Annotated in this window: 18 protein-coding genes; 4 read left to right on the top strand and 14 right to left on the bottom strand. The window is 60.8% G+C overall.

Going from position 1 to position 24,356, the window contains the following annotated elements:
- Nucleotides 1–34: 34 nt before the first annotated feature.
- Nucleotides 35–1,771 carry a molybdopterin-dependent oxidoreductase gene (locus tag ACILSL_RS14400; RefSeq protein ID WP_395732740.1) on the bottom strand — a complete coding sequence of 579 codons (1,737 nt, stop codon included), beginning with the start codon at nt 1,769–1,771 and terminating at the stop codon, nt 35–37.
- A 138-nt stretch (nt 1,772–1,909) separates the two neighbouring features.
- Here ACILSL_RS14400 and ACILSL_RS14395 point away from each other — a divergent pair, with 138 nt between their 5' ends.
- Nucleotides 1,910–2,800 (top strand): diacylglycerol/lipid kinase family protein, encoded by an 891-nt coding sequence (locus ACILSL_RS14395; protein WP_395732739.1) that lies wholly within the window; start codon nt 1,910–1,912, stop codon nt 2,798–2,800.
- Here the strand turns inward: ACILSL_RS14395 and ACILSL_RS14390 are convergent.
- From ACILSL_RS14390 to trpD, 6 genes are all read right to left on the bottom strand, one after another.
- Nucleotides 2,682–3,764, bottom strand: a complete 1,083-nt coding sequence (locus ACILSL_RS14390) for a pseudouridine synthase (RefSeq protein WP_395732738.1) — start codon at nt 3,762–3,764, stop codon at nt 2,682–2,684. The genes ACILSL_RS14395 and ACILSL_RS14390 overlap by 119 nt on opposite strands.
- Before the next feature lie 12 nt (nt 3,765–3,776).
- A complete protein-coding gene (locus ACILSL_RS14385; protein WP_395732737.1) occupies nt 3,777–3,929 on the bottom strand; it encodes a small basic protein in 153 nt (50 codons plus the stop codon).
- Nucleotides 3,930–4,067: 138 nt separating this feature from the next.
- The gene (gene gatB / locus ACILSL_RS14380) at nt 4,068–5,537 is read right to left on the bottom strand and encodes an Asp-tRNA(Asn)/Glu-tRNA(Gln) amidotransferase subunit GatB (protein ID WP_395732736.1); all 1,470 of its coding nucleotides are present in this window, start codon (nt 5,535–5,537) and stop codon (nt 4,068–4,070) included.
- Nucleotides 5,538–5,615: 78 nt separating this feature from the next.
- Nucleotides 5,616–6,899, bottom strand: coding sequence for a formylglycine-generating enzyme family protein (locus ACILSL_RS14375; protein WP_395732735.1), 1,284 nt, complete (start codon nt 6,897–6,899; stop codon nt 5,616–5,618).
- A gap of 69 nt (nt 6,900–6,968) precedes the next feature.
- Nucleotides 6,969–7,859, bottom strand: coding sequence for a hypothetical protein (locus ACILSL_RS14370; RefSeq protein WP_395732734.1), 891 nt, complete (start codon nt 7,857–7,859; stop codon nt 6,969–6,971).
- A gap of 67 nt (nt 7,860–7,926) precedes the next feature.
- A complete protein-coding gene (gene trpD / locus ACILSL_RS14365) occupies nt 7,927–8,964 on the bottom strand; it encodes an anthranilate phosphoribosyltransferase (RefSeq protein ID WP_395732733.1) in 1,038 nt (345 codons plus the stop codon).
- Between the two features lie 61 nt (nt 8,965–9,025).
- On the opposite strand from trpD, the gene ACILSL_RS14360 reads away from it, so the two are divergent.
- Both ACILSL_RS14360 and ACILSL_RS14355 read left to right on the top strand, forming a co-directional pair.
- Nucleotides 9,026–10,762 (top strand): Hsp70 family protein, encoded by a 1,737-nt coding sequence (locus ACILSL_RS14360; RefSeq protein ID WP_395732732.1) that lies wholly within the window; start codon nt 9,026–9,028, stop codon nt 10,760–10,762.
- A gap of 65 nt (nt 10,763–10,827) precedes the next feature.
- Nucleotides 10,828–14,160, top strand: coding sequence for a protein kinase domain-containing protein (locus ACILSL_RS14355; RefSeq protein ID WP_395732731.1), 3,333 nt, complete (start codon nt 10,828–10,830; stop codon nt 14,158–14,160).
- A 124-nt stretch (nt 14,161–14,284) separates the two neighbouring features.
- Here ACILSL_RS14355 and ACILSL_RS14350 read toward each other — a convergent pair whose 3' ends face one another.
- The 3 genes from ACILSL_RS14350 to ACILSL_RS14340 form a co-directional block, all read right to left on the bottom strand.
- Entirely contained in the window at nt 14,285–15,241 is a 957-nt protein-coding gene (locus ACILSL_RS14350; protein WP_395732730.1) for a hypothetical protein, read from the bottom strand.
- A 207-nt stretch (nt 15,242–15,448) separates the two neighbouring features.
- A complete protein-coding gene (gene nadB, locus ACILSL_RS14345) occupies nt 15,449–17,053 on the bottom strand; it encodes an L-aspartate oxidase (RefSeq protein ID WP_395732729.1) in 1,605 nt (534 codons plus the stop codon).
- Nucleotides 17,054–17,100: 47 nt separating this feature from the next.
- Entirely contained in the window at nt 17,101–18,219 is a 1,119-nt protein-coding gene (locus ACILSL_RS14340) for an aldo/keto reductase (RefSeq protein WP_395732728.1), read from the bottom strand.
- A 147-nt stretch (nt 18,220–18,366) separates the two neighbouring features.
- Here ACILSL_RS14340 and ACILSL_RS14335 point away from each other — a divergent pair, with 147 nt between their 5' ends.
- Entirely contained in the window at nt 18,367–19,500 is a 1,134-nt protein-coding gene (locus ACILSL_RS14335) for a YhcG family protein (protein ID WP_395732727.1), read from the top strand.
- A gap of 15 nt (nt 19,501–19,515) precedes the next feature.
- On the opposite strand, the gene murG is transcribed toward ACILSL_RS14335, so the two are convergent.
- The 4 genes from murG to murD are packed head-to-tail and all read right to left on the bottom strand — an operon-like array spanning nt 19,516 to nt 24,352.
- Complete coding sequence (gene murG, locus ACILSL_RS14330; protein ID WP_395732726.1) at nt 19,516–20,631, bottom strand: undecaprenyldiphospho-muramoylpentapeptide beta-N-acetylglucosaminyltransferase; 1,116 nt, start codon at nt 20,629–20,631, stop codon at nt 19,516–19,518.
- 14 nt (nt 20,632–20,645) lie between these two features.
- The gene (locus tag ACILSL_RS14325; RefSeq protein ID WP_395732725.1) at nt 20,646–21,806 is read right to left on the bottom strand and encodes an FtsW/RodA/SpoVE family cell cycle protein; all 1,161 of its coding nucleotides are present in this window, start codon (nt 21,804–21,806) and stop codon (nt 20,646–20,648) included.
- Between the two features lie 18 nt (nt 21,807–21,824).
- Nucleotides 21,825–22,997: a LysM peptidoglycan-binding domain-containing protein gene (locus ACILSL_RS14320; protein ID WP_395732724.1), complete on the bottom strand. Its 1,173-nt coding sequence runs from the start codon at nt 22,995–22,997 to the stop codon at nt 21,825–21,827.
- A gap of 50 nt (nt 22,998–23,047) precedes the next feature.
- Nucleotides 23,048–24,352, bottom strand: coding sequence for a UDP-N-acetylmuramoyl-L-alanine--D-glutamate ligase (gene murD / locus ACILSL_RS14315; protein WP_395732723.1), 1,305 nt, complete (start codon nt 24,350–24,352; stop codon nt 23,048–23,050).
- Nucleotides 24,353–24,356: the final 4 nt, after the last annotated feature.

The raw sequence follows: 24,356 nt of genomic DNA, 5'->3' as shown, positions 1-24,356 counted from the left end.
GACGGCAGCAGAGATGGCCTGATTCAGCTGGGGATCACCCCACAATAATCCCCTTCGCCTTGCGCTCTTTCTCGCGCTCCAGCAGCGGGATCTTCTCACCGGTTTCAAGCACCTGCACACCGAGATCACCGATCTTGGAGAAGGTCAGGCCATTCAACGCCGTGACTTCAGTGCTGAGACGCTTGAAGACATCTTCAATGGTGTGGATGCCGTTCGAGCCACCGCAGGCGACGATCAGATCACGCAAGATTTCCCAGGTGTCGTGGGCGTTGCCCGGAATTTTGACCGCCTTGTTCAGGCGCTGCAGGCGACCCGTGACGTTGATCATGCTGCCGCGTTTTTCAGCGTAAGCAGAACCAGGAAGCACGACATCGCTGAGTTCAGCGCTGGCGTTGGCCAGGATGTGCAGCGAGGCGATGAAGGGGACTTTTTCGAGGTCGCTCTGGCTGAAGCCGACTTTGAGCAGGTTCTCACCCAGGGCGAGCACCACACGCAGGCGGCCACGGCTCATGAGTTCGGTGATCTCAGCCAGCTTGGCGCCGGGTTCGATGCCCAGAATCAGCTTCGCACCGTTCGTGTTCGGATTGAGGTCGTCAGCACGCAGGTAATTGTCAGCACCGCCGGTGCGTGGGATGACATCGACGTTCGTGGTGCCGAGCTGCGCGGCCAGATGCTTCACAAAGAAGAGCTCTTCATTCGTCATGCGTGCGCTGGCGATGATGGCAATCTCCTCGCCCTTCTTGCCGGCCAAAGCGGTGGCGATGTTGCTCAGCGCCGTCTTCCAAGTCGCGATCTGATGTTTGCCACCCGACTTGATCATCGGATCCGTGAGGCGGAACTCGCTGTTCACAAAGTGGAAATCGAGACGACCGCTGTCGCACATCCAGGTGGAGTTGACGTCGTTGTTGTCGCGCGGAGTCTGGCGGTAGATCGTGTCGCCACGAGCGCTGATCTCCATGTTGCAGCCACGGCCGCAGCCCGTGCAGATGCTGTTCGTTTCATTGAGGAACCACACTCGCTGCTGGAAGCGGAAGTCGTTGGAGGTCAGCGCACCCACCGGGCAGATGTCCACCGTGTTGAGCGAGTAGTTGTGCTCCAGGCGCTTTCCAGGATGCACCGCCAGCGTGGTGAAGCTGCCACGTTCGGTGAAGCCCAGCACCGGCTCATCGGCGATCTCGGCGGTGAAGCGAATGCAGCGGCTGCACATGATGCAGCGCTCGTCATCGAGACGCACGCGTGGACCGATGTCCACGTTCTTCGGCTTCTTGACCTTGTCTTCACGGAAGCGGCTCTCGCCCTTGCCGTGCTCCACGCTGAACTCCTGCAGACGGCACTCTCCGGCCTGGTCGCAGATCGGGCAGTCGAGAGGATGATTGATGAGAAGGAACTCCATCACGCCTTTGCGGCACTCCTGCGTGAGGACGGACTCCGTGCGGATGCCCATGCCTTCCGCCACGGTGTTGGCGCAGGCGATCACAGGGCGCGGCATCCAGCCGATCTTCGGCATGCCATGCTCGTCTTTCTCAGGCTCCGTGCCCGGGGCCGGACGCGGCGGCATGCCCATCTCCACCAAACACATGCGGCAGTTGCCGGGGGAGGAGAGCTTCGGGTGGTAGCAGTAGTGGGGAACTTCCTTCTTGGCCTGCTTGCACGCCTCGATCATGCGCGTGCCTTTGGGGAACTTGTGCCAGACTCCGTCGATCTGTACATTCACAAGATCGACAGGCGGTGGAGCAGCAACAGGAGCAGGGGCTTCGGCGGGGGCAGGCATGAGCGAAGGGGAAAAGGGGGCTGAAGCCGATTATCGGACCCGCGTGCAGAGGGGCAACCCCAATTTGTGAAAAGTTTCACAAGCCCACCCCCATGAGACTTTGCGAAGTCCGCGCAACGTGCCATCAATGCCGCCCTCATGCCCATCCCGGTCATCCTGAACCCCGCCGCCCGCAGCACGAAGGCTGCCTCCCTCGAAGACACGCTGCGCAGGCTGTCCCCAGAGCCGGAACTGCACCTGACCACCGGCCCCAGCGATGCCACCCTGATCGCGGAGCGCCTCGCCACGGAAGGTCACGAACTCGTCGTCTCCGCCGGTGGAGACGGCACCATGAACGAGGTGCTGCAGGGCATCTGCCGCGCCAATGCCCGCCGCAAACCCGGCGAAAAGCACACCGCCCTCGGTGTCTTGCCGCTCGGCACCATGAACGTTTTTTCCGTGGAGCTGAAGCTGCCGGGGAGGGACATCGAGGGCTGCTGGCAGGAAATCACCAGCGGCCAGCGTCGTGACGTCGATCTCTGGATGGCGAACGACTTGTACTTCGCCCAGCTCGCCGGGGTCGGTCTCGATGCCCAGATCGTCCAGGAAACCTCCTGGGAAGCGAAGAAAAAGTACGGCCCGCTCAGCTACGTCATGAGCGCGATGAACGTGCTCATGCGGACCCCGCCGGCTCTCAGTGTGAAAATCGAGGGCAAAGCCCCCATGGTCGGCACCGTCGTCCTGGTGGGCAATGGCAAGCACTACGGCGGGCCCTTTCCCCTCTTCCGCAATGCTTCAAACACCGATGGCAAACTCGATCTCCTGATCTTTCGCGGTCTCGGCGGGATGGAATTCATCCAACTGCTGCGCGGCATGCTTCTGGACGGCTACCACGAGTGCGAGGATCTGGACTACATCCAGACCAGCGAATTCACCGTGACGACGGACCGCGGCGAGGCCCCCGTGGAGCTGGACGGCGAGCTGGCGGACCTGACCGCCCCCGTGGTTTTTCGTCCCGCCCCGTTTCGCTTGAGCGTGAGCGCGGGCTGAAAGTCTTGGACTTGGGCTTGGAATACGAAGGCTTGTCTCCGGAAGACCAGCTTGCAGAGCCGCTCTTCTTGCCACGCCCAGCAGGCTTGTCTTCAGAAAAGCGAGCCGTAGGGCCGCTCTTCTTGCCACGGGTGGGCTTGAAACCACGCGGTTCGCGGGCCTCAGAGCCACCTTCGCGCTTCGGCGCACGCTTGCGTGCTGCCGGGCGGTGATCTTCGATCCCGTCATCCTTTTCGTCGCCAGGCTTGCTGCGCTCCAGCTTCGGCTTGGCCGGCTCTTCCTTGAAGAAGCGTTCGATCTCCGTGGGAGTCAGCTCTTTGTACGCACCCCTGGCCAGACCGTGCAGTTTCAGCCAGCCAATGCGGATGCGGGTCAGGCGTGTCACCTCGTAGCCGAGGTAATAAAGCATCATGCGGATCTGACGCTTCAGACCCATTTTCAGGACGATGTGCGCACGGTAGTCGGTGTCCATCCAGGCGCGTTCAGCCCGGGCAAAACCTTCCTCGGTCATCATGCCTTTGACCAGTTTCGCCATCACGTCCACGTTCAGTGCCTGATCGACGACCACCTCGTATTCTTTTTCAGCACCCTGGCTCGGGTGAATGATCCGGTGGGAAAGATCCCCGCGATTCGTCAGGAGAATCAGACCTTCGCTGTCTTTGTCGAGACGGCCGACGTGATGCAGATTCTGATACTTCAGCGGCAGCAGATCGTAGATCGTCATGCGCTCATGCTTGTCCCCACGAGAGCAAAGATAGCCTTTCGGCTTGTTCAAAACGAGAACGACGGGCGTCTCGGTCCGCACAGGGGAACCATCCACGACCACCTTGTCCTCAGGATTGACCTGGGTCGCAAGCTCGGTGATAACGTGCCCGTTGATGGACACACGACCGCCGAGGATGATTTCCTCCGCGCCACGCCGTGAGGCAATGCCGCACTGGCTCAAATATCGGTTAAGGCGCACAGGAGGAAAGCCTTACTCGGGCTTGGTCTTTGGAAGGTTCGTCGGAAGACGTCCTTCTTTCCACTGGCCACGGGATTTGAGAAGCTTGACGCGCTCACCACGCTTCAAAACGCTGCGCTTGGTGCCGACGGAGCCGGAAGTCTTGAGGCTGCTATGCTGGGACATGATTCTAAAGGGTCTGGGGGTGAAAAAGGGCGCGAAGGATAGCAGCCTCCAACCCGGGTGCAAGGGGTTTTACGCCCAAGACGGCTCCGGCGGCTTGGGAAACCACTGTCAACCATCGTCAACAACGGCAAACTCTACTCACCCCAGCACCTTCTTCCTCACAATCTCCGTCACCATCTTCGGGTTCGCTTTCCCCTGGCTGGCCTTCATCGCCTGCCCCGTAAACCAGTTCATGGCCTTCTCGTTGCCGCCTTTGACCTCGGCCACCTTGTCCGGGTTCGCCGCCAGGATCTGCTCCACAATGGCCTCCAGCGCCCCCGTGTCACTCACCTGCTCAAAACCCTTGGCCTTGATGATTTCCGCAGCCGGTTTCCCACTCTCAAACATCTCCGCAAACACTTCCTTCGCCTGGTTGTTTGAGATCTTGCCCGCCTCCACGATCGCCACCAGCCCGCTCAGCGCCTGCGGCTGTACCGGACACTCTGCCAGCGTCAGGCCACGGTCATTCAGCACACCCAGCAGATCGTTGATCACCCAGTTCGCGATCTTCTTCGCCGGCACCTGGGTGTCCGCAGCCACCGCCGCCTCATACCACGCCGCCAGCTCTTTTTCGCTGGAGAGCACCCCGGCATCGTAGGCGCTGCATCCGTAGTCCTTTTCAAACCGTGCACGCTTTTCATGCGGCAGCTCAGGAACCTGTGACCTCACCTTGGCGATCAGTTCCGCCGTGCGCACCGGCAGCAGGTCGGGATCGGGAAAGTAGCGGTAATCGTGCGCGTCTTCCTTGGAGCGCATCAGCGTGGTCTCGCCACGGTCATCGTCCCAGCGGCGGGTGCTCTGCACCAGTTTTTCGGGATTGCGACCTTCCAGAACGTCAATCTGGCGCTCCATCTCCGCCTTGATCGCACGGCGCACGGCAGACATCGAATTGATGTTCTTCAGCTCGATCTTCACCCCCAGCTCCTTCTGGCCTTCCGGCCGCACGGAGATGTTCACGTCGCAGCGCAGGTTGCCCTTCTCCATGTCGGCATCGCTCACCCCGCCATAGATCAAAATCTGCCGCAGGCTGGTGATGTACGCAAAAGCCTCCTCCGCGCTGTCGATGTCCGGCTCGCTGACGATCTCCATCAGCGGCGTGCCGGCCCGGTTGAAATCGAGCGTGGAAAATTTGTCATGATGCGTGGACTTGCCCACGTCCTCCTCCAGATGAATGCGCGTGAGCTTCACCACCTTGCCCGGATTCGCGATGCTCTTCTGCGCATCCTTCGGATACGCCAGGTCATACAGCGGCACCCCACCGCCCAGGCAGAGCGGGAAAGGCATCTGCGTGATCTGGTAGTTCTTCGGCATGTCCGGGTAAAAATAGTTTTTCCGGTCCCAGTTCACCACTGGCGGCGTCTCGCACCCAAGCATCAGCCCGGTGAGGATGGTCTTCTCAATGGCCGCCTGATTCAGCACCGGCAGCGCTCCCGGCAGCCCCAGGCAAGTCGGGCAGGTGTGCGTGTTCGGCTCCGCCCCATACTCGACCGGGCAGGCGCAAAACATCTTGCTGCGCGTCGTGAGCTGCGCGTGAACTTCAAGGCCGATGGTGAGGATGTATTTGGGCATGGCGGAATGCAGCAAGCCAAAGCCGAAATCACCGGCAGATGCAAGCGCGAAGCTGCCGCCCGTTTTCAATCACGCGCGCTATGGACCAGACTCAAGAACGCAGCGAAAACCGCAGTCATAGTTCATGCCGGGGGGCGGGGCATACCGATTGGCAGAAAGCAGGTGCCCGCGATCAAAGTAGTGCCAGGAACCACCACGCAAAACATGTGTTTTCTGCGCTTCGTTCAGCCAGTCCTGGCACCACTCCCAAACATTCCCGCCCATGTCAAAAATCCCTGCGGAATTCGCTTTAAAGCTCATCACGGGCGCGGTCGTGGGAAAGCCGTCATTGTAGTCTTCGATAAACGGATTGGCGGGAAATTTTTCATGCCATGCCTCGTCGGCATAGTTTCCGACCTTGTCGTTGGTCTTCGGAGGAAAGGCCTCACCCCAGGGGAAATCATTGCCCGTTTTCTGGCTTAGCGTCTCCGGCGTCGTTCCTTTCGAACGTTTCTCGGAACGGCCCAGCCCCACCGCGATGCTCCACTCCTCGTCTGTCGGCAGCCGATAGGTCCTGCCCTCCTTGCGGCTGAGCCAGGCACAAAACTTCTGCGCATCCTCCCAGCTTACACTGACCACCGGATGATCCTCCTCCGCGCCCACAGGAACCGCTTCCTTTTGGACATTTTTCCACCCGCTGTCCGTGGCCGAGGTTTCACTGGCATAGGCATTGAAGTCCTGCCGCCGTGTCTCATGAATGCAGAACATCACGCGGGTGCCTTTGACGGGCACAAATTTCATGCCGAGGCTGTTGGTGAACGCCCTGCCCGTGGTGAAATCCTGCCCAGCGCTGCCTTCCTTGGGGGAAGGTGCGGCATTCATGTCCTCCCGCATTTTTTTAGCCGCCATGGCCTCCTCCAGCTTGCCTGCCTTGGTCAATATCAGCACCAATGTGTCGAGCTGTCTGGCAAAGGCATCTCTGAGCGGACGCAGCTTCTTGTCCCTTTCAAGCTCCAGGCGTCCCAGGGCAGTTCGGTAGGTGGCACGCATCGGCTTTAAAACATCGGCTGTTTTGGAGTCGTCCGGCGCAGAATCGTATTTTCCGGACAGAAGAGCATCCCTTTCCGATTTGATGGCCAGCGCCTGCTCCAGTTTCCCTGATTTTTGGGCAGCCTCCTGCAGTCTCTCCAGTGCGGCTGCAAACTTGGCGTTCAGATCAGCCACAGCCAGGCCGTGAGGACGGAGAAGCTCAAGGTTCACCTTCTCTTCAAAGGCACTCTGCAGCGCCGCCGGATCTTCCACCTCTGCGTCTTGGGCCGGCGCGACAGCAGAGACACACATACCTATCGTGATGATGATCGCGAAAGCGGAGGATTTGTTCATGAAGCTTGGATGGATGTGAAAGCCTATCTACAGGACCTGACCGGTTCAACAGTGAACGCACCACATGCCTCAGTTCATCCTCACCGGCTGCGGCGCTGCTGGCTGGTGATACACCACGGAGTCCATCGCCTGCTCCAGCGCCATGCCTCCCAGGATCGGCTGCAGGTCGGGGTGGTTGGCCACTTTCTCAATCTTCGGCATCTGCATCAGCCCCGCGAAGTCTTTGTTCTCGATGGCCTTCCGCACCTCCGGATCATAGCCGAGCTGGACGATGAGCGGATGGTTCAGCGCGTTGGCCGTGGCTGGGCTTTGCTCCGCCAGTCGCTGCCACATCGTCCCCTCGGGCCACAGAATCAGCAGCCGGGCCAGATTCGCCGTCGGCTTGATGTCATACGGGTCCAGCTTCTTCGCCAGCCCACCGATGATGCTGTTGTCGATCTTCTGGCTCAGGGTGTAAAAAACGGACTTGGCCTGGCTCTCGATCGACCCGCCTTTTTTGACGATCTCCGCCGCGTTCTCCATGCCGTACAGGCTGCCCACCATGCGCAGCACCATGCTGCCCAGCCACAGCAGCCCTCCGGAGGGAATAATGCTGATGATCAGCCCCTTCCACCCACTCAGCCCCCCCAGCAGTCGCATCAGTCCAAAGGCCGCCAGAAAGTACTTCCCCACCTTGCACAGACCAAACATCAACACAGCCGCAACCCCGGACATCACGATCAGCCGGTTCGTGGTCAGGTGCATTCCTGCCGCTCCAAAAATCTGCACCCGGTGCATGAACACATACCAGGCCGCCCACGCACACGCCGCCAGGGTCAGCACATTGATGATCTGCTGCACCACCCCCCTCGCAAACGCCAGCCCCGCCGCGAACGCAATGAAGCCGACAATCGCGATGGTGGCCCACATGCTGTGAGGCACCTTCTGCGCGTATTGGAGCACTTCGCTGGGATCAGGCATGACCGGAAGAATAAATATTCAGGACACCTTAACATCTTCCATCCTCCTGTCGTGCGGGAAAATGACCTTAGATCAAATCCTGCATCGCCCGCAGCTTGGCATGGGCCGCGCCACGCTCCAGCAGCTCTTCGGCCAGCGCTTTGCCGGCCATCAGATCCCCCGCCATTCCCGTGATCACAAAACCCGCCGCCGCATTCAGCACCGCGATGTCACGCTTGGCCCCCTTGATCGTTCCTGCCAGCACGCCTTCCAGAATCGCCGCGTTCTCAGTCGCATCACCGCCCACCAGATCTTCGAGCGCCGCTGGGCCAAATCCGAGATCCTTCGGATCAATCCGCATCTCGCTCAGTTTCCCCTCCGCGACCTGACACACCTCATTCACCCCCAGCGTCGAAAGTTCATCCATCCCCTGCCCGTCTGCCGCGCTTCCGTGCACCACCCACGCCCCTTTGCGGCCGAGCTGCACCAGAATCTCGCCAAACGCTCCCGTCAGCTTCGGGTCAAACACACCGATGAGCTGGTAGTCCGGCCGCCCCGGATTCAGCAGCGGCCCCAGCACATTGAAAATGGAGCGCTGACCCTCCGCCGCGAGCAGCTTGCGCGCCTCCGCCACCGCCTTGAAAGTCGGGTGATACAGCGGCGCAAAGAAGAACCCCAGCCCAATGCTCTCGATCCCCGCCACCACCTTTTCCTTCGGCAGGTCGATCTTGATGCCCAGCGCCTCCAGCACATCCGCACCACCCGCCTTCGAGGTGATCCCACGGTTGCCGTGCTTCGTCACACACACACCGCCCGCCGCCAGAATGAACATCGCCGTGCTCGACACATTGAACAAATGCAGCTGGTCTCCGCCCGTTCCCACCACATCCAGCATCGGCCCCGGCAGCTTCGCACGGTCAATCCCCGGATCCACCGCCAGCTTCAAAAACTCCTTCACAAACATCGCGATCTCCGCCGGCGTCTCGCCCTTGTGGGCCAGCGCCCGCAGAAAATTCGCCTTATCCGCCGCTGTCACCGCAGCATCCACCAGCTGCGCAGCAGCATCTGCAATCTGAGCTTCGTTAAGATGAGTTTCCGCGATCAGTCCTTGGGTCAGTGATTCCATGATTTGATTTTGGCCGAAGCGCAGTGTTTAGCAAGCCCACCCGTGTGAACCTCTCGAAACGTTGAATCCAAACTCCCCCATCCTCGGCATCGATCTCGGCACCACGAACTCCCTCGTCGGTGTCGTTGACAGCGGCTTCCCCATCCTCCTCGCCGATGAAAACGGCAGTCGCAGCACCCCCAGCGCCGTGTGCATCGCTCAAGACGGCAGCATCTCGGTCGGAGCCGTGGCCTTGCGCCAGCGCGCCCTGCATCCCACGCGCACCATCACCTCGGTCAAACGCCTCATCGGCCGCCGCCCCGGCGAAGCCGGATGGACGCCCCCTTATTCTCTCAGCGAACTGAAAACTTCTCCCGTCGAAGTTTCTGCAGAGATCCTCAAACACCTCAAAGCCGTCGCCGAACACGCGCTCGAACAATCCGTTTCTCAGGCCGTCATCACCGTTCCCGCTTACTTCAACGACGCCCAGCGCAACGCCACCAAGCGCGCAGGTGAACTCGCCGGTCTCGAAGTCCTCCGCATCCTCAGCGAGCCCACCGCCGCCGCACTCGCCTACGGTCTCGACAAGCTTTCCGAGCATCAAAAGATCGCCGTCTATGACCTCGGTGGCGGCACCTTCGACATCTCCGTCCTCGAAATGCACGACGGCACCTTCCAGGTCCTCTCCACCGCCGGAGACACCCAGCTCGGTGGCGATGACATCGACCGCCTCCTCGCCGAATTCATCGCGCAGAAATTGAATCTGCCCCCCCACGACATCCGCGTCCTCGAAGCATCTGAAGCCGTCAAAAAGCGCCTGTCCACCGATGACACAGCCAGCTTCAACGGACTCGACATCACCCGCGCCGATCTCGAAAAAATCGCCCGCCCGTGGATTGAGCGCACCCGCATTCACTGCCTGCGCGCCTTGAGCGATGCCGGCGTGAAAGCCGAACAGCTCGATGAAGTCATCCTCGTGGGGGGCAGCACCCGCATGCCACTGGTGCGCGACTACGTGCGCGAAATCTTCGGCCGCGAACCCAACACCTCACAGAACCCGGACGAAGCCATCGCCCTCGGTGCCACCATTCAGGCAGGCATCCTCGGCGGCAGCCTGCGCCAGGTCCTCCTCCTCGATGTCACCCCGCTCTCGCTCGGCATCGAAACCTTCGGCGGCTTGATGAACATCATCATCCCCCGCAACACCACGATCCCCGCCAAAGCGGGCGAGATGTTCACCAATGCCGTGGCCAATCAGGACAGCATGCTCATCCGCATCCTCCAGGGCGAACGCGAACTCGCCAAGGACAACTGGGAGCTCGGCCGCATCGAAGTCCCCTTCCCCTCCGGCCCCAAAGGCAGCGCCCGCGTCGGCGTGCAGTTCAGCATTGATGCAGACGGCATCCTCCACGTGCTCGCCCGCGACACCGCCACCCATCAGGACACCACCCTCCAGATCAGCGGCACCGCCGTCGATGTCGAAGACGAACGCGTGGAGCAGATGATCTCCGAGAGCGTCGATTTTGCCTTCGAGGACATGAACGAACGCATCTGGACCGAAGCAAAACTCAAGGCGGAAGAGCTCCTCCCCGCCGTCGATGCCGCGCTGGATCAACTCGCCGACGCCATCAGCGCTGAAGAAAAATCTGCCGTGGTCAGTCAGGCCGCCACCGTGCGCGTCCTGCTTGCCGCCACGGATCATGACGCCAAGGCCCTCAAAGCCGCCACCCAGTTGCTGGATGAAGCCACGCAATCACTGGCCGTGATGCTGATCGATCGCGCCATGGAGGAATCTCTGGTTCGCCGCGGACTCGTTTGATTTTCCAGTTCCCATTCTTGGAGCCGAAGGCTACGCTCCGCCGCTAATAATCTTTTTTACAGGGCATGAATGAGAAACCTCCACATGACGGAGCCATGGCATGGACACCGCCATCACCAGAGCATCTGCAGGCCATGCTGCCTCAGTATGATCGGTGGGAGATGATCGGCTGCGGTGGCATGGGTGCCGTGTATAAAGCACGCCAGATTTCGCTTGACCGCCTCGTGGCCATCAAAGTCCTGCCACCCCAGGTGGCGGAGGACGAGGCGGAGTACATCGAACGCTTCAAGAACGAGGCGCGCACGATGGCCAAGATGAACCATCCCGCCATCGTGGCCGTCTACGATTTCGGCGAAACCCGCGATGAACTCCTCTACATCGTCATGGAGTACATCGACGGCACGGACGTGGCCAGGATGATCCAGTCTCAGGGCAAACTGCCGGTCGATCACGCGCTGGCCATCACCGCCCATGTCTGCGACGCCCTGGCTTATGCGCATGAGCACGGCGTCGTTCACCGCGACATCAAACCGGCGAACATCCTCATCAACATGGAAGGCGCCGTAAAGGTGGCCGACTTCGGGCTGGCACGCATGCACGATCCTGGACAAAACGGCAGCCTCACCCAGGAAGGCACCACCATGGGCACCCCGGACTACGTCGCCCCCGAGGTGCTGATCATCGGCATGCAGGTCGATGGCCGCGCCGATCTCTATGCCGTCGGCGTGATGCTCTACAACATGCTCACCGGCAAAATCCCGCGCGGCAATTTCCAAATGCCCAGCGAGAAAATGGGCTGTGACACCCGCTACGACGCCATCATCCGCAAAGCGATGGAGCAGGATGTCTCCAGACGCTATCAGTCCTCTCGCGAACTGCGCCGTGATCTCGATCAGATCCTCACCGTCCCCGTCGCCAAGGAAAAGCCAGCCCGTCAGGCGCCAGCCGGCGGCATGCTGCCGCGCCAGCCTCTCCCGCCCCCGCCGCCCCCAGGCATCCCATGGGGCATGATCGCCGCCGCCGTCATCGTCGTCAGCGTGGCGGCCGTGCTTCTCATGCGGCGTGGGGAGCCGCCTCCGGCTCCACCGGCATCCGAAGTCGCTCAGACCGAACCCGCCAAACAGAAGCCTCCCACACCACCCTCCAATCAGACGCCACAGAACACTACGGCCCCCGCACCGGTCGTCGTGCGCACCGATCCCAATGCCCCCAAGGGCAGCCCCTTGTCCAGGCTTCCAGTGCTGAGCTACAACGGCCACCACTATCAGGTCGTGGGCGAACGGATGAACCAGTCCAACGCCCAAAAGCATGCGCAAAGCCTCGGTGCCCATCTGGCCACGATCAACAGTCAGGCTGAGCAGGACTGGATGAACCGCGTGCTGCCTCCCTTTTTGAAACAGGTTCCACAATCCATGGCAACCATCGGCGGCCTGCGCGAAAAGGGCGTTTGGAAATGGCTCACAGGCGAACCCTTTGAGTTCACCCGCTGGGAGGATGCCAGCGTCTCTGCATCCGAACCGGAGAAAACCTTCGCTCTGAAGATAACCGCAAGGTCCAGTGACAAAGCAGAATGGGGCTTGGGCCCCGACTATGCCATCCGTGCCTTCCTCCTCGAATGGGATGGCGTTCCATCGAAAGCACCCGCACCCGCGCCGGTCCCTGCGCCTCAACCCGTGGTCGAAAGCGCGGGCGCAAAACGCCTGCGCGAACTGGATGCCAGCTTCCGTGCGGCGCTGGAGCGTGACGTGCTGGCGATTCACCGCACCGCGCTGGACGACTTGAACACCAAGTACCTCGCCGCTCTGGATCGTGCGCTGTCAGCCGAGACCGCGGCGGCACGCCTGCCGGAAGCGCTTGCCCTACGTGAGGAACAGCAGCTCATCAAAAGCCACAGCCCACTCCCTGCAGAGGATGCGCCAAACCTACCCGCACCGCTGAAAACCCTCCGCTCCACCTACCGCACCAGCCTGCGCCCCATCGAAACCACCCTTAACAACGGCATCATCACCCTCTTCCTGAAGTACGAGGAAGTACTGAAGGCCGTGCAGGCGGAATGGACCCAGGCCGCAAAGCTGGATGACGCCAGACTCGCCGATGCTCGGATCGCCAGTCTCTCCCGCGAACGCGCCGCTCTGCTCAGTGAGGCCAAGGAACTCCTGCCGGGAGGCCAGGAAATGGTTCTGCAAAAAAACGACCGCTTCGTTTCCGCGGAGAAGTTCACACCGCCCGTGGAGTTCACCCTCGTGGTGAAAACTCACAAGGATGATCTGCGCCTGGCCTGCACCGCCAAGCAGGTGATTTTCAACTGGGAAAAAAACCAGGACGAGCTCCGCATGGATGGTGATCCCGGCGGCGCCCGCCATGTGCCCGGCATGGGGCGCATCCCCGAAGACACCTTTGTCACCATCCAGTGGCGCATCATGCCGCACATGCAGAGCATCAGTGTCGATGGAAAACGTCGCCTCCTCCACTTTGGCGACTACTCCAAGGTGGACAACCCGCTGGAAATATTCCCGCTGAACCATGTCGTCACCATCAAATCCGCCAAGGTGAAGACGCTGGACCTCCAAACGGTCGAAGACCAGATCTCCAGCAATCCCTCAATGCGGGACCTGTTTCTCACCAAAGCCGAATGGACAGGCAGGCTCACGATCCCTGCGGGCACATACCGCCCCCTGCGCCGCATCGACATCGGGGCACCGGGGAAAAAAGACCCGCGAGCCAATTACGACGAGCAGCGCGCCGATGTGACAAGCCTCCCCGGCATGCGCATCGAAAACGTCCGCTTCCACCTGCGCGAAGGCTCCTGGCAAGCCGCTGGCGGCCATTTCCGCGATGTGAAAATCACCGCCGACCTCGGCGGCAGCTTCGAGACACGAGACAGCCTTTTTCAGGACTGCCTCTTCGCCAAGGAAGGCCCCTGGGGAACCGCCTACTTCAGCAGCAAATGGCAGTTCACCAACTGCGTTCTCGACGGCTCCTTCATGCAGGGCTGGAGAGTGAGCGACGTGGGCATGAAGCTCGACTCCTGCACGCTGCTCGACCTCGATCTGGGCCCCATCGTCTTCCGGGAGGATGCCAGCACCGAGTTGACCAAAGACTGGCTCATCATCCAAAACTGCCGCTTCATCAATTGCCGCGTACCCGAGAGCTTTGCCCTCGCCACCCGCAACTGCGTCTTCGAAAAATGCACCTTCGCCCCCGCCGAAGAAAAGCTGCCGGCCAAATCACCGCTCAATGCCACCATCTACGTGCAGGACTGCACCAACCAGCCGCAGACCGGCCCCGGCCGCACCGTCGAGGCCAGACCCGCCAGCCAGCTCACCACCAAGCCCGGCGCATCCCTCCCCTACATCTTCAAAAACGGCCAGCTCGACTTCCAAACTCCCCCTCAATAAGTCAGGCATGCGGCGTCGTAGGATGGGTGTGGCGACAGCCCGCCCGTCCATCATCGCAGGGCAACGCCCATAACATGCAGCCGACCAGCGCTCTGGTGGAGAGGTATCGTCCCGAACCCACCCCTCACCGCGCAGCCCCGGTCCCGTTCTGCTGAAAGTAGGCGTCGCGCATGCGCCGAAGCTCCTCAAGCCGGGACGAAATTTCCGTGTGCTCACGCGCCTTTTCCACCTTCTGCTGCGTCACAAAATGATTGTTGCTGCCAAGGTTTCTCCATGGGCCGGCGGGCACCTCGCTCACATCCACAAAACGCCAGTCGCAGCGCCCGCTGCTGGAGATGCCGAGGTAGTCACGCACTCCGGGCGAGATGTCGATCCCCGCACCGCGGTTGCTTGTGTTCTTGGGGCGTGCGTTGCCGAAAACGTAATCATGGTCATCCGTCACAAACGGGCCGCAGTCCTCCCACTGCGCATAGCACACGCGGTTGCCGTAGCGAATCGCGATCCACTGCCCTTTCAGCACCGTCTTGCCGGAACGCACAAACTTCTGCTTGAACCAGGGGATCACCCGGGAGGCCTCCGGCTTGTGCGAGTTGTAATCGATGCAGTCATTGTAGGGCAGCGCCACATAAAACGGGTTCTGCTTCGGCGTGAATCCTATGGGCGTGTAATTGTCCGTCCGCTTTGTGGGATCAGGATCATCGTAGCCGCCGAAGTTTTGCATCCACTGCGTGTCCCAGGAGCTTTTGTCGTTGGGCGTGGGATTGTTTTCCGTCGGCTGCTCGCCCACCCAGAACACCGTGGCCACGATGTCCAGCTTCCACGGATAGCGCGCGTATCCCAGATGCGGCATCGAGGACGAACTGAAGCTGGGCACCGTCGCGGAAATGTTGCGCGGAGGCGATGATTGAGTCTGCGTAAACGCGGCGGGTTTGCTTTGGGCAGTCGGAGCAGTCCCCGCTTTTTTCAACGCCGCAGCAGCGCCTGTGGCTGAAACCGAGGACGCCCCCTGACCAAACGCCGACACCGCCGCCACGAGTGACGCGACGACGACGAATGAACTGAGTGAGCGTTCAGCGAGCATGGGGGTGGGGCCTAATTGCGAGAATTGTAACAGCTTACCATGGTAAACTGCAATCTGTAATTCACCATGTAAGGCGCAGCGGCCAGCGGGGAAAAGCGACCTTCACCCGCAAGCAACGGCGCTAAATCATCGACAAATCAGCGCCTGCTCTGTTCAAAATACCGGTTGGCACGCCTACCATTCGAAACAGCCTCACCAGCAATAAAATCAATAACGCCGCAACGTGGAATCCTGCGGCGCTCGCGTGTCATCCGTCTGCGGATAGTCCAGCGTGTAGTGCAGGCCGCGGCTTTCGTGCCGGCGAATCGCGCATTCCACGATGAGGGACGCCGTTTCCACCAGGTTGCGCAGTTCCAGGATTTCGCTGGTGACGTGGTTGTTCCAGTAAAACTCCTGCACCTCCCGCTTAAGGTTGCGCAGCCGTGCCGCCGCGCGCTGCAGCCGCTTGTTGGTCCGCACGATCGAGACGTAATCCCACATCAAACGCCGGATTTCGTCCCAGTTGTGGTAGATCACCACCAGTTCGTCGTTTTCCACCACACCGCTGGTCTGCCAGGGGCGCAGTTCGTAGCTCTGCTCGGCGACTTTTCCCTGCGGAATCTTTTTGATCAAATACGCCACGGCACGCTGTGCGGTGACGCAGCACTCCAGCAGCGAATTGCTCGCCAGCCGGTTCGCCCCGTGCAGCCCGGTGCAGCCCACCTCGCCCACGGCACAAAGTCCGCGAATGCTCGTCGCCCCGTTCACGTCCGTCAGCACGCCACCGCATTGATAATGAGCAGCAGGCACCACCGGAATCGGCTCCTTGGTGATGTCGATGCCCACATCCAGGCAGGCCTTCTGAATGTTCGGAAAGTGGCTCGCAATGAATTCAGGCGGCCGATGACTGATGTCGAGATACACACACGGGCCGCCCGTCTTCTTGATCTCATGGTCAATCGCCCTTGCAACGATGTCACGCGGCGCCAGCGATCCACGCGGATCATAGCGCTGCATGAATTCCTGCCCGTCTTTGCCAATCAAACGCGCCCCTTCCCCCCGCATCGCTTCGCTGATCAGGAAGGAACGCTTCTGCGGATGGTAGAGGCACGTCGGATGAAACTGGATGAACTCCATGTCCGAAATCGTCGCCCCGGCGCGCCAGGCCATGGCCACCCCATCACCCGTCGCCACCATTGGATTCGTGGTGTACAAATACACGCGCCCACACCCGCCTGTGGCAAGGATCACTCGATCCGAGCGGAAGGTGTGCACTTCCCCGCTGGTCTCATCCAGCACATACAGCCCCAGCACCCGGTCCTCAGAGACAAGTCCAAGCTTCGCCGTCGTCAGAATGTCGATGGCGTAATGATTCTCGTAGATCGTGATGTTCGGGTTCGCACGCACGGCTGCGAGCAGCTTCTCCGTGATCTCCCGCCCAGTCGCATCCGCCGCATGCAGCACACGGCGCGCGGTATGGCCGCCTTCCCGGGTCAGGTCAAACTCTAGATGCCCGTCCACCGCCTCACGCTGGTCAAAATGCACACCCCACTTCACCAGATCAGCGATGCGTGCCGGCCCTTCGCTCACGATCGTGCGCACGGCAGACTCTTTGCACAAGCCCGCCCCCGCGATGAGCGTGTCGCTCACGTGCTTCTCGATGGAGTCGTTCTCCGCCGTCACGCAGGCGATGCCGCCCTGCGCCCAGTTCGAGTTCGAGTCCAGCGCACCGCGCTTGGTGATCATGACCACCTTGCCATGCTCAGCGGCATGCAAGGCCGAGACCAGCCCGCCTGCCCCGGTTCCGACGATGATAAAGTCTGCCTCAATCATGAATTGTGGTGACTCTTTCGTCGCGGAACCTTCAACATGCAAATGCACTACCAGCTTGTTCCCAAACTCCAGCGTGTCGCAAGATCCAGCAGATCCGGGCGCAGCGGCCATTCATCCGCACGCGGTTCCTGCCCTTCATGGCGGTGGCTGGCTCCCTTGAGCGCCATGCAGCCCGTGTTGTCACCGATCTGACGGATCGCTTCGATCTCCTCGGTCGACAGGCATTGCTCCGGCAAAGCGGCCAGATCATCCAGCTTGCTCTCGATCGTGCGCGCACCCTCACCGTGCTCCTGAATCAGGGTCGGCACCACGCTCTTCACCGCCGTGTTGCCCAAAGTCCACAAACACGCGAGCTGCAGCATGGTCAGCCCATGCTTCTCCGCAAAAGGACGCACCTTCTCCAACTTCTCCACCCCGTGCTCGATCCAGTCACCCGGACGATGCGTGCGGTGGTCGCCATCGCGGAACTTGTGCCCCGGCTTCACATCGTCGTGAAACAGACCGCCGTAATCCACCACTCGCGCCAGAATATCCACGTTGTTCTTCGCCGCCGCTCCCAGCACATGCTGGCCCGGCCAGGGCTCAAACGGATTCAAAATGATCATCGCCCAGTCCATGCGGTCACCAAACCGCTCAAAGCACTCGATCATGTCCAGCGTGAAACCGTTCGCCGGTCCCGGCGCGATGCCCAGCCGGTCCGTCAGTCCGTCCGTCTTCAGCGCCGTGAACGCATCCCACACCTTTTCGCTGGTGTAGCTGATGCTGTCCGGATTGTGCAGCATCAGCAGGTCAAACTTCGAGGTCTGGCAGCGCTCCAGGCTCTTCTCCGTCGCCATTTTGAGGTAGTCGTAATACTTCTCCGGCCCGCGCAGCGTCGGATCGGTAAAACGCGGGTAGCCCCGTGACCCCTGCCGGATGCCCTCATAAATGTCATGGCCCACGATGCCCACGAGGCAGTATTCCTCACGCGGGATGCCCTTCAGCGCCTCCCCCAGCAAGGCATCCGCACGGCCCACGCCATACACATCCGCCGTGACAAACGTGCGCACGCCTTTGGCAAACGAATCGCGCATCAGCTGCATGTAATGCTCCTCGGAGAGCTGTTCTCCGTAGTGCATGAAGCGTCCGCCGCTCCAGGTGCCGTAGGCTGTTCGTGTCAGATTCATAAAAAGTCAGGTTGGGGTTGAGGGGGCAGATACATAACGATTCCGCCCTCTGTTTCAAACACGGATCATCCCTGAAACCACCAACGCCCATGATTTGACAAAATCAGCCATCTGCGACACCTCGCCAGAGTCCACCTCCTCCGCCTCATGAAAAAGCCGTCCGCCAATCGCAAAACCAGCGCTCCGGCCCAGGCGAAGCCAGCCAGCCTCCCCCCTCTCCTCACCGAAGTCCGGCAGCTTATCCAAAGCGCCCGCCGCGGCATCTCCACCATCGTGGACACCTTCCAGGTGATGACCAACTTCGAAATTGGCCGCCGCATTGTGGAGCATGAGCAGAAGGGTGCGAAGCGCGCCGCGTATGGCGCGGAGCTGCTCAAGGAGCTTTCCACACGCCTGACGGAGGAGTTTGGCAGAGGCTTTTCAGAGGACAATTTGTCGAACATGCGACGGTTCTTTCTGACGTGGAAAGACCGGATCGCCGAATTTCCGAATAGCCTATTCGGAAATCTTAAGCAGCCTATTGGCAAATTGGCAGAAACATCAATTTCCGAACAGCCTGTTCGGAAATTTCCCTTCACCCTGAGCTGGACCCACTATCAAGTCCTCCTCACCGTCAAAGACCCCGACGAACGCAGCTTCTACGAGATCGAAGCCACCAACTCCGGCTGGTCGGTTCCCGAACTCAAGCGCCAGAAAGCCTCCTGCCTCTACGAGCGCCTCGCCCTCAGCCGGGACAAGGAAGGCATCCGCAAGCTCGCCCGCGAAGGCCAGGTCATCGTCCGTCCGGAGGACCTGCTCAAAGAGCCCTTCGTCCTCGAATTCCTCGGTCTCGACGACAAGGCCAGCTACTCCGAAAGCGATCTGGAGCAGGCCATCATCAACCGCCTTGAACACTTCCTGCTCGAACTCGGCAAAGGCTTCCTTTTCGAGGCCCGCCAGAAGCGCTTTACCTTCGATGAAGATCACTATTTCGTCGATCTCGTCTTCTACAACCGCCTCCTCCGCTGCTATGTCATCATCGACCTCAAGCTCGACAAGCTCACGCATCAGGACCTCGGGCAGATGCAGATGTATGTGAACTACTACGACCGCGAGGTGAAGCTCCCGGAGGAAAACCCCACCATCGGTCTCCTGCTCTGCAAGTCCGCCAAAAAGACCGTCATCGAACTCACCCTTCCCAAAGGCGCGAACATCCACGCCAAGGAGTACAATCTCTACCTGCCGTCCAAAGAACTGCTGAAGCAAAAGCTCGACGAATGGAGCGCCGCCGCGACTCAGTAAAGCCCCGTCAACGCCTCACTCAACCGCCGTCTTCACCAGCAGATCCGCGATCTTCTCCGCCGAATTCTTCACCGCGAGTTTCTGCGCTGCCTTCTTCATCTCACCAGCCTTGCGCGGGTCACTGAGGATTCCACGCACAGCGTCCGCCAGCGTGTCCGCATTCAGCTCGCTCTCACGCATCAGTCTCGCCGCCCCCGCCTTGTCAAAGATCTCCGCATTGCGCGTCTGATGGTCTTCCGCCGCATGCGGATACGGCACCAGCAGGCTCGGCACGCCAAAGTACGCCAGCTCAGACATCGATGAAGCCCCCGAACGTGCAATCGCCAGATCCGCCGCGCGGTAGGCCAGATCCATCCGGTGGCAAAACGCCGCCACGTGCTGCTTGAGCATCGGAATCTTGGCGTACACGTTCCTCACCTCCTCGTAATCAGTCGGTCCGGCGATGTGCAGCACCTGGATGCCCATTCTCTCAAACTCTTCCAGCGCCATGCCCACGGCACGGTTCACGCCGCGCGCACCCTGGCTGCCGCCCATGACAAGCAGCGTGCGCCTGTCCTTGTCCAGCTTGAAGAAGGCACGTGGGTCGTCGTTGTTCGGCTTGCGCATGCTGCTGCGGATCGGCGTTCCCACCACGCGCACATCCCCATGCTTCGGGAAGTGCTCCTTGCAGGCTTCGAGGCCGCACAGCACGATGTCGCTGAAGCGTGCGTTCAGCCGGTTCGCCTTTCCGGGGATGGCGTTGCTTTCGTGAATCAGCGTGTGGCAGCCCTCTTTGCGCCCGGCATACAGCGGCGCAAAGGACGTGAATCCGCCCATGCCCAGCACCACGTCCACATCGTGGTCCCGGATGATCTTCCGGCAGGCCTTGGTCCCTTTCCAGAGTCCCTTGAGGAAGCCGAACATTTTGGGCGACCACGGTTTCGGCATTGCTAAAAACGGCATCTTCTCGAACCGCAATTCCGGGTGCCCCGAGGCGGCCAGGGTGTCGATCTTCTTTTCGCTGATCAGCAAAGTCACGTCGTGACCTCGGGAGGCCAGCACCTCACCAACGGCAATCCCAGGGAACAAATGCCCCCCGGTGCCACCGCACGCGATAAGCACGTGGATGGACTTCGAATTTTTCTGTTTCACTAAGATTCAAAAGGCTAAAGCTGTGGAGTCCAGCGGCGCTTTCTGCGGATCACGGGGAGCTGATCCCAGGTCAGATGCACGCCCTGGCGGTGGATGTTGATCAGGATGCCGACCGCGACCATCGCGGCAACGAGACTGGACCCTCCGTAACTTACGAAAGGCAGCGGCAATCCCTTGTTCGGCAGCAAAGCAGTGGTCACGCCCATGTTCAAGAGCGCTTCCATTCCCAGCAAAAATGTCAGTCCTGCCCCTAAAAGCTTGCCAAACCGGTTCGGCGCATACGCCGAAACGACCATTCCGGCCATCACCAGCACCGCAAACGCCAGCACCACCGCCGCCGTCCCGCGCAGGCCCAGCTCCTCCCCGACCATCGGGAAAATGAAGTCGGTATGGGCCTCAGGCAGGTAGGAGAGCTTCATGCGCCCTTCCCCCAGCCCCCGTCCTTCCAGCCCGCCGGAGCCAAACGCCAGCTTGGACACCCACTGCTGCAAACCCAGGTCCTCCTTGTGATTTTCCAGGTCAAAGGTCACCATGATTCGCTCAAACCGGTTCGGCAGAAACTTGACCCCCGCTGCGAGTCCGCCGCCGCAGAGGACAACGATGATCGCCAGGTAGCGCATCTTGGTGCCCGCCACAAACATCACACCGAGCCCCACCGCCGAGGCCAGCAAAGCACTGCCAAGGTCAAATTCGCACCCGATCAAGGCCACGATGCCCAGCAAAATCAGCCCAGGCAGCACAAAACCACGCAAAAAAGTGCGCGTCAGCTCCTGATGCATCCCAAACCAGCCAGCCAGAGCGATGACCAGCGCGATCTTCGCAAATTCGGACGGCTGCACTCGAAACCCGCCCACGCCCAGGGCTTGCAGACCGATCCAGCGCCTCGATCCGTTGATCTTCACACCGATCATCGGCACGTAGCACAGCGCAAGCAGCACCGCAGCAGCGATCAAGATATGCCAGCGCCAGCGCATCCACACGTTGTAATCCACCACGGCCATGATCACGCACACCACTGTCGCAGCTGCCAGCCAGCCGAGCTGCCGCCACAGGGTCACGTAATCCTCCCCGCCTTCATGCGCGACTTGAAACGTCGTGCTCGCCAGCATGGTGATGCCCAGCGCGATCAACGACAGCGCCGCAAGCAGGAACAGAAGGATGGAATATTTGGCCATGTAGCCGGAAACGAGAAGTTACTTCGCAGGGATCACCAGTTTCATCCCGTCACGCATGGAGTTGGGATTCTTGATGTTGTTAGCCTTCTGAATCGCCGCCACCGAGACACCGTACTTCGTGGACAGGCGGTACAGCGTCTCGCCGGGCTTGAGCGTATGGGTGCGGGCAGACGATGTCTTGGCCGCCGTTTTGGGCGGAGCGTCAGCGGCCACTTTCTTGGTCGGCTCAGCCTTCTTCGTTGCCGGTGGTGCCTCGGCGATCTTTTTCAGCATCTGCGTGGGCGGCGGCACGGGGTTCGGCTTCACCAGCGGCTTGGCTTCCGCTTTCGCCACGGGCTTGGGTTCATCCCGATCCCGCGGCCTCACAGCTTCCACCTTCGGTGCGTTTTCCTGCAGCAGCGAAACGACATTGGGCTTGGTCGGCGGTGGCAGCGCCACGGCGGCGCTGGCAGGCGGCGCGGATGCCGTGGCAGGTGTGTCAGCATCAGCCACCAGCGAGAGGGTCGCAGGCGGGGCTTCATTCGGGGCCGCCAGTGAAATAGGCACCATGGTGGCAGCAGACAAGCTGGCCGGTGCCTCAGACGGTTTCACCGCCTCACTGGGGACTTTCGTCGCCGGCGGCTGGTCTTTGACCACGGGCACAGCCTTGGGCACATCTTCCACGATCGCCATCGGCTTCAGCGTCTTCGGATTCACCGGAATCGCGCTCGGCACGGCCTGCTTCGGCACGCGCAGCATGGTTCCTGGGCCAATCTGAATTCCCTTGTCGATCAAGTTCAGACGCGTGATCTCCGCTTCCGTGGAGCCAAACTTGGCGGCGATGGATTTGATCGAGTCCCCCGAGCGCATCTCGTAGTTGTCAAACTGCTCCGTGTCCGCCGCCGCCTGCGCCTGCGCCGTGACGACTTCCGGGGAGGCCATGGGCAGTCCGTTGCCAGTGCTCACCGCACGTGCCGCCTGCGTCACCGCCTGCTGCGGCTTCGCGTCATCCCCCATGAAATCATAGATGATGATGCCGCCGATGAGAACGACGTGGATCAGCAGCATGACCACAAACATGCGCGCCATGCCTGAGTTCGGCTCATGCTGGTTCCATTCACCCTCTTCCGTCACGAGCGCCACTCGGTGCCGGTGCCGCTCACCGTCCATCAGGTTCAGCAGCAGCTTGGTTTCTTTGGGCTTGGGTTTCATCTTCATAGGACCTTGGGGTCTGGGATTGTCGGGATTGAGGGGCTTTAAATTCAATTCAAGGCGTTCACGGCCTCGCGGAAGACATCACCGCGCTGGGCATAGCCGGTGTACATGTCGAAAGAGGAGGTGCCTGGGCTGAGGATGATCGCATCCCCCGCTTGCGAAACTTCCGTGGCCAGACGCACCGCCTCCGCCATGTCGGCGGCGCACTGGCAGGGCAGCAGATCGCCAAAGGTCTCCTTCAATTGTCCTGCAATCTCGCCGATGAGCACCATCGCACGCACCTGGCCGTTCAGCTCCGCGCGCAGTGGCGTGTAGTCCAGCTCCTTGTCCTTGCCGCCGGCGATCAGCACGATCGGGCGCTCCTGCGAACGCAGGCAGGCTTCCAGCGCATGCAGGTTCGTCGCCTTGGAGTCATTGATGTATTCGCGGTCGTGCAGTGTCCGCACCAGTTCGCAGCGGTGCCTCGGCGGCTCGTAGCTCTCCATCGCCTTCAGCATGCTGGAATACGGCAGCCCAAACACCCGGCCCGTCATCAGCGCAGCCAGCACGTTCTCCATGTTGTGTTTGCCACGCAGCTTCAATCCGCCGGCACTGCCGATCTCTTCGCCGAGGTGATAAAAGCTGCCGGCGCTGTAGGTGTAGCCCGCTTCCTCGCCGTAGGCGGAAAAGGTCCAGCGCTGCGCCGCCCCTGAGGACACGCTTTCACCCGCGCGCACGATGGCCACATCGTCCGCCGTGACGTTTTCAAACACACGCGCCTTCGCGGCAAAGTACGACTCCATGTCCGGATACCGGTCCAGATGATCCGGCGCAAAGTTGAGCCACAGACTGGCCCGTGCGCGGAAGTCACGGATCGTTTCAAGCTGGAAGCTGCTAATCTCAAGCGCGAGCACATCGTAACCTACGCCGCTGGCGACGACTTCACTCAAGGACACCCCATGATTGCCGCAGGGCAGTGATTTCATGCCGCAGCCGTTGAACAGCGCCGCGATCAGCTCCGTGCAGGTGCTCTTGCCGTTCGTGCCGGTGATCGCCACCAGCGGCATGTCCGTCAGGTGAAAGGCAAACTCCGTTTCACCCACCAGCGGCACACCGGCATCGGTAAATTTTTTCGGCAAAGGCCAGTGCTCATCCAGCCCGGGGCTGATGATCACCTGCTGATACTCGCCCTGCTTGACCACGAGATCACGCGCCGCCTGGCCGAGCACACAGCGGAAATCTGCGACCGGCTTCGCCTTGTCGCCTTCATCAAAAATCGTCACTTCTGCACCATGCAGGCGCGCCAGACGCGCAGCACCCAGGCCGCTGCGACCAGCACCGAGAATGGCGAAGTGTTGTGAGGCGAAACGCATGTTG

It is taken from the genome of Prosthecobacter sp., from assembly GCF_044222345.1.
Lineage (GTDB): Bacteria > Verrucomicrobiota > Verrucomicrobiia > Verrucomicrobiales > Verrucomicrobiaceae > Prosthecobacter.
This window is presented reverse-complemented; position numbering and strand designations above follow the sequence as displayed.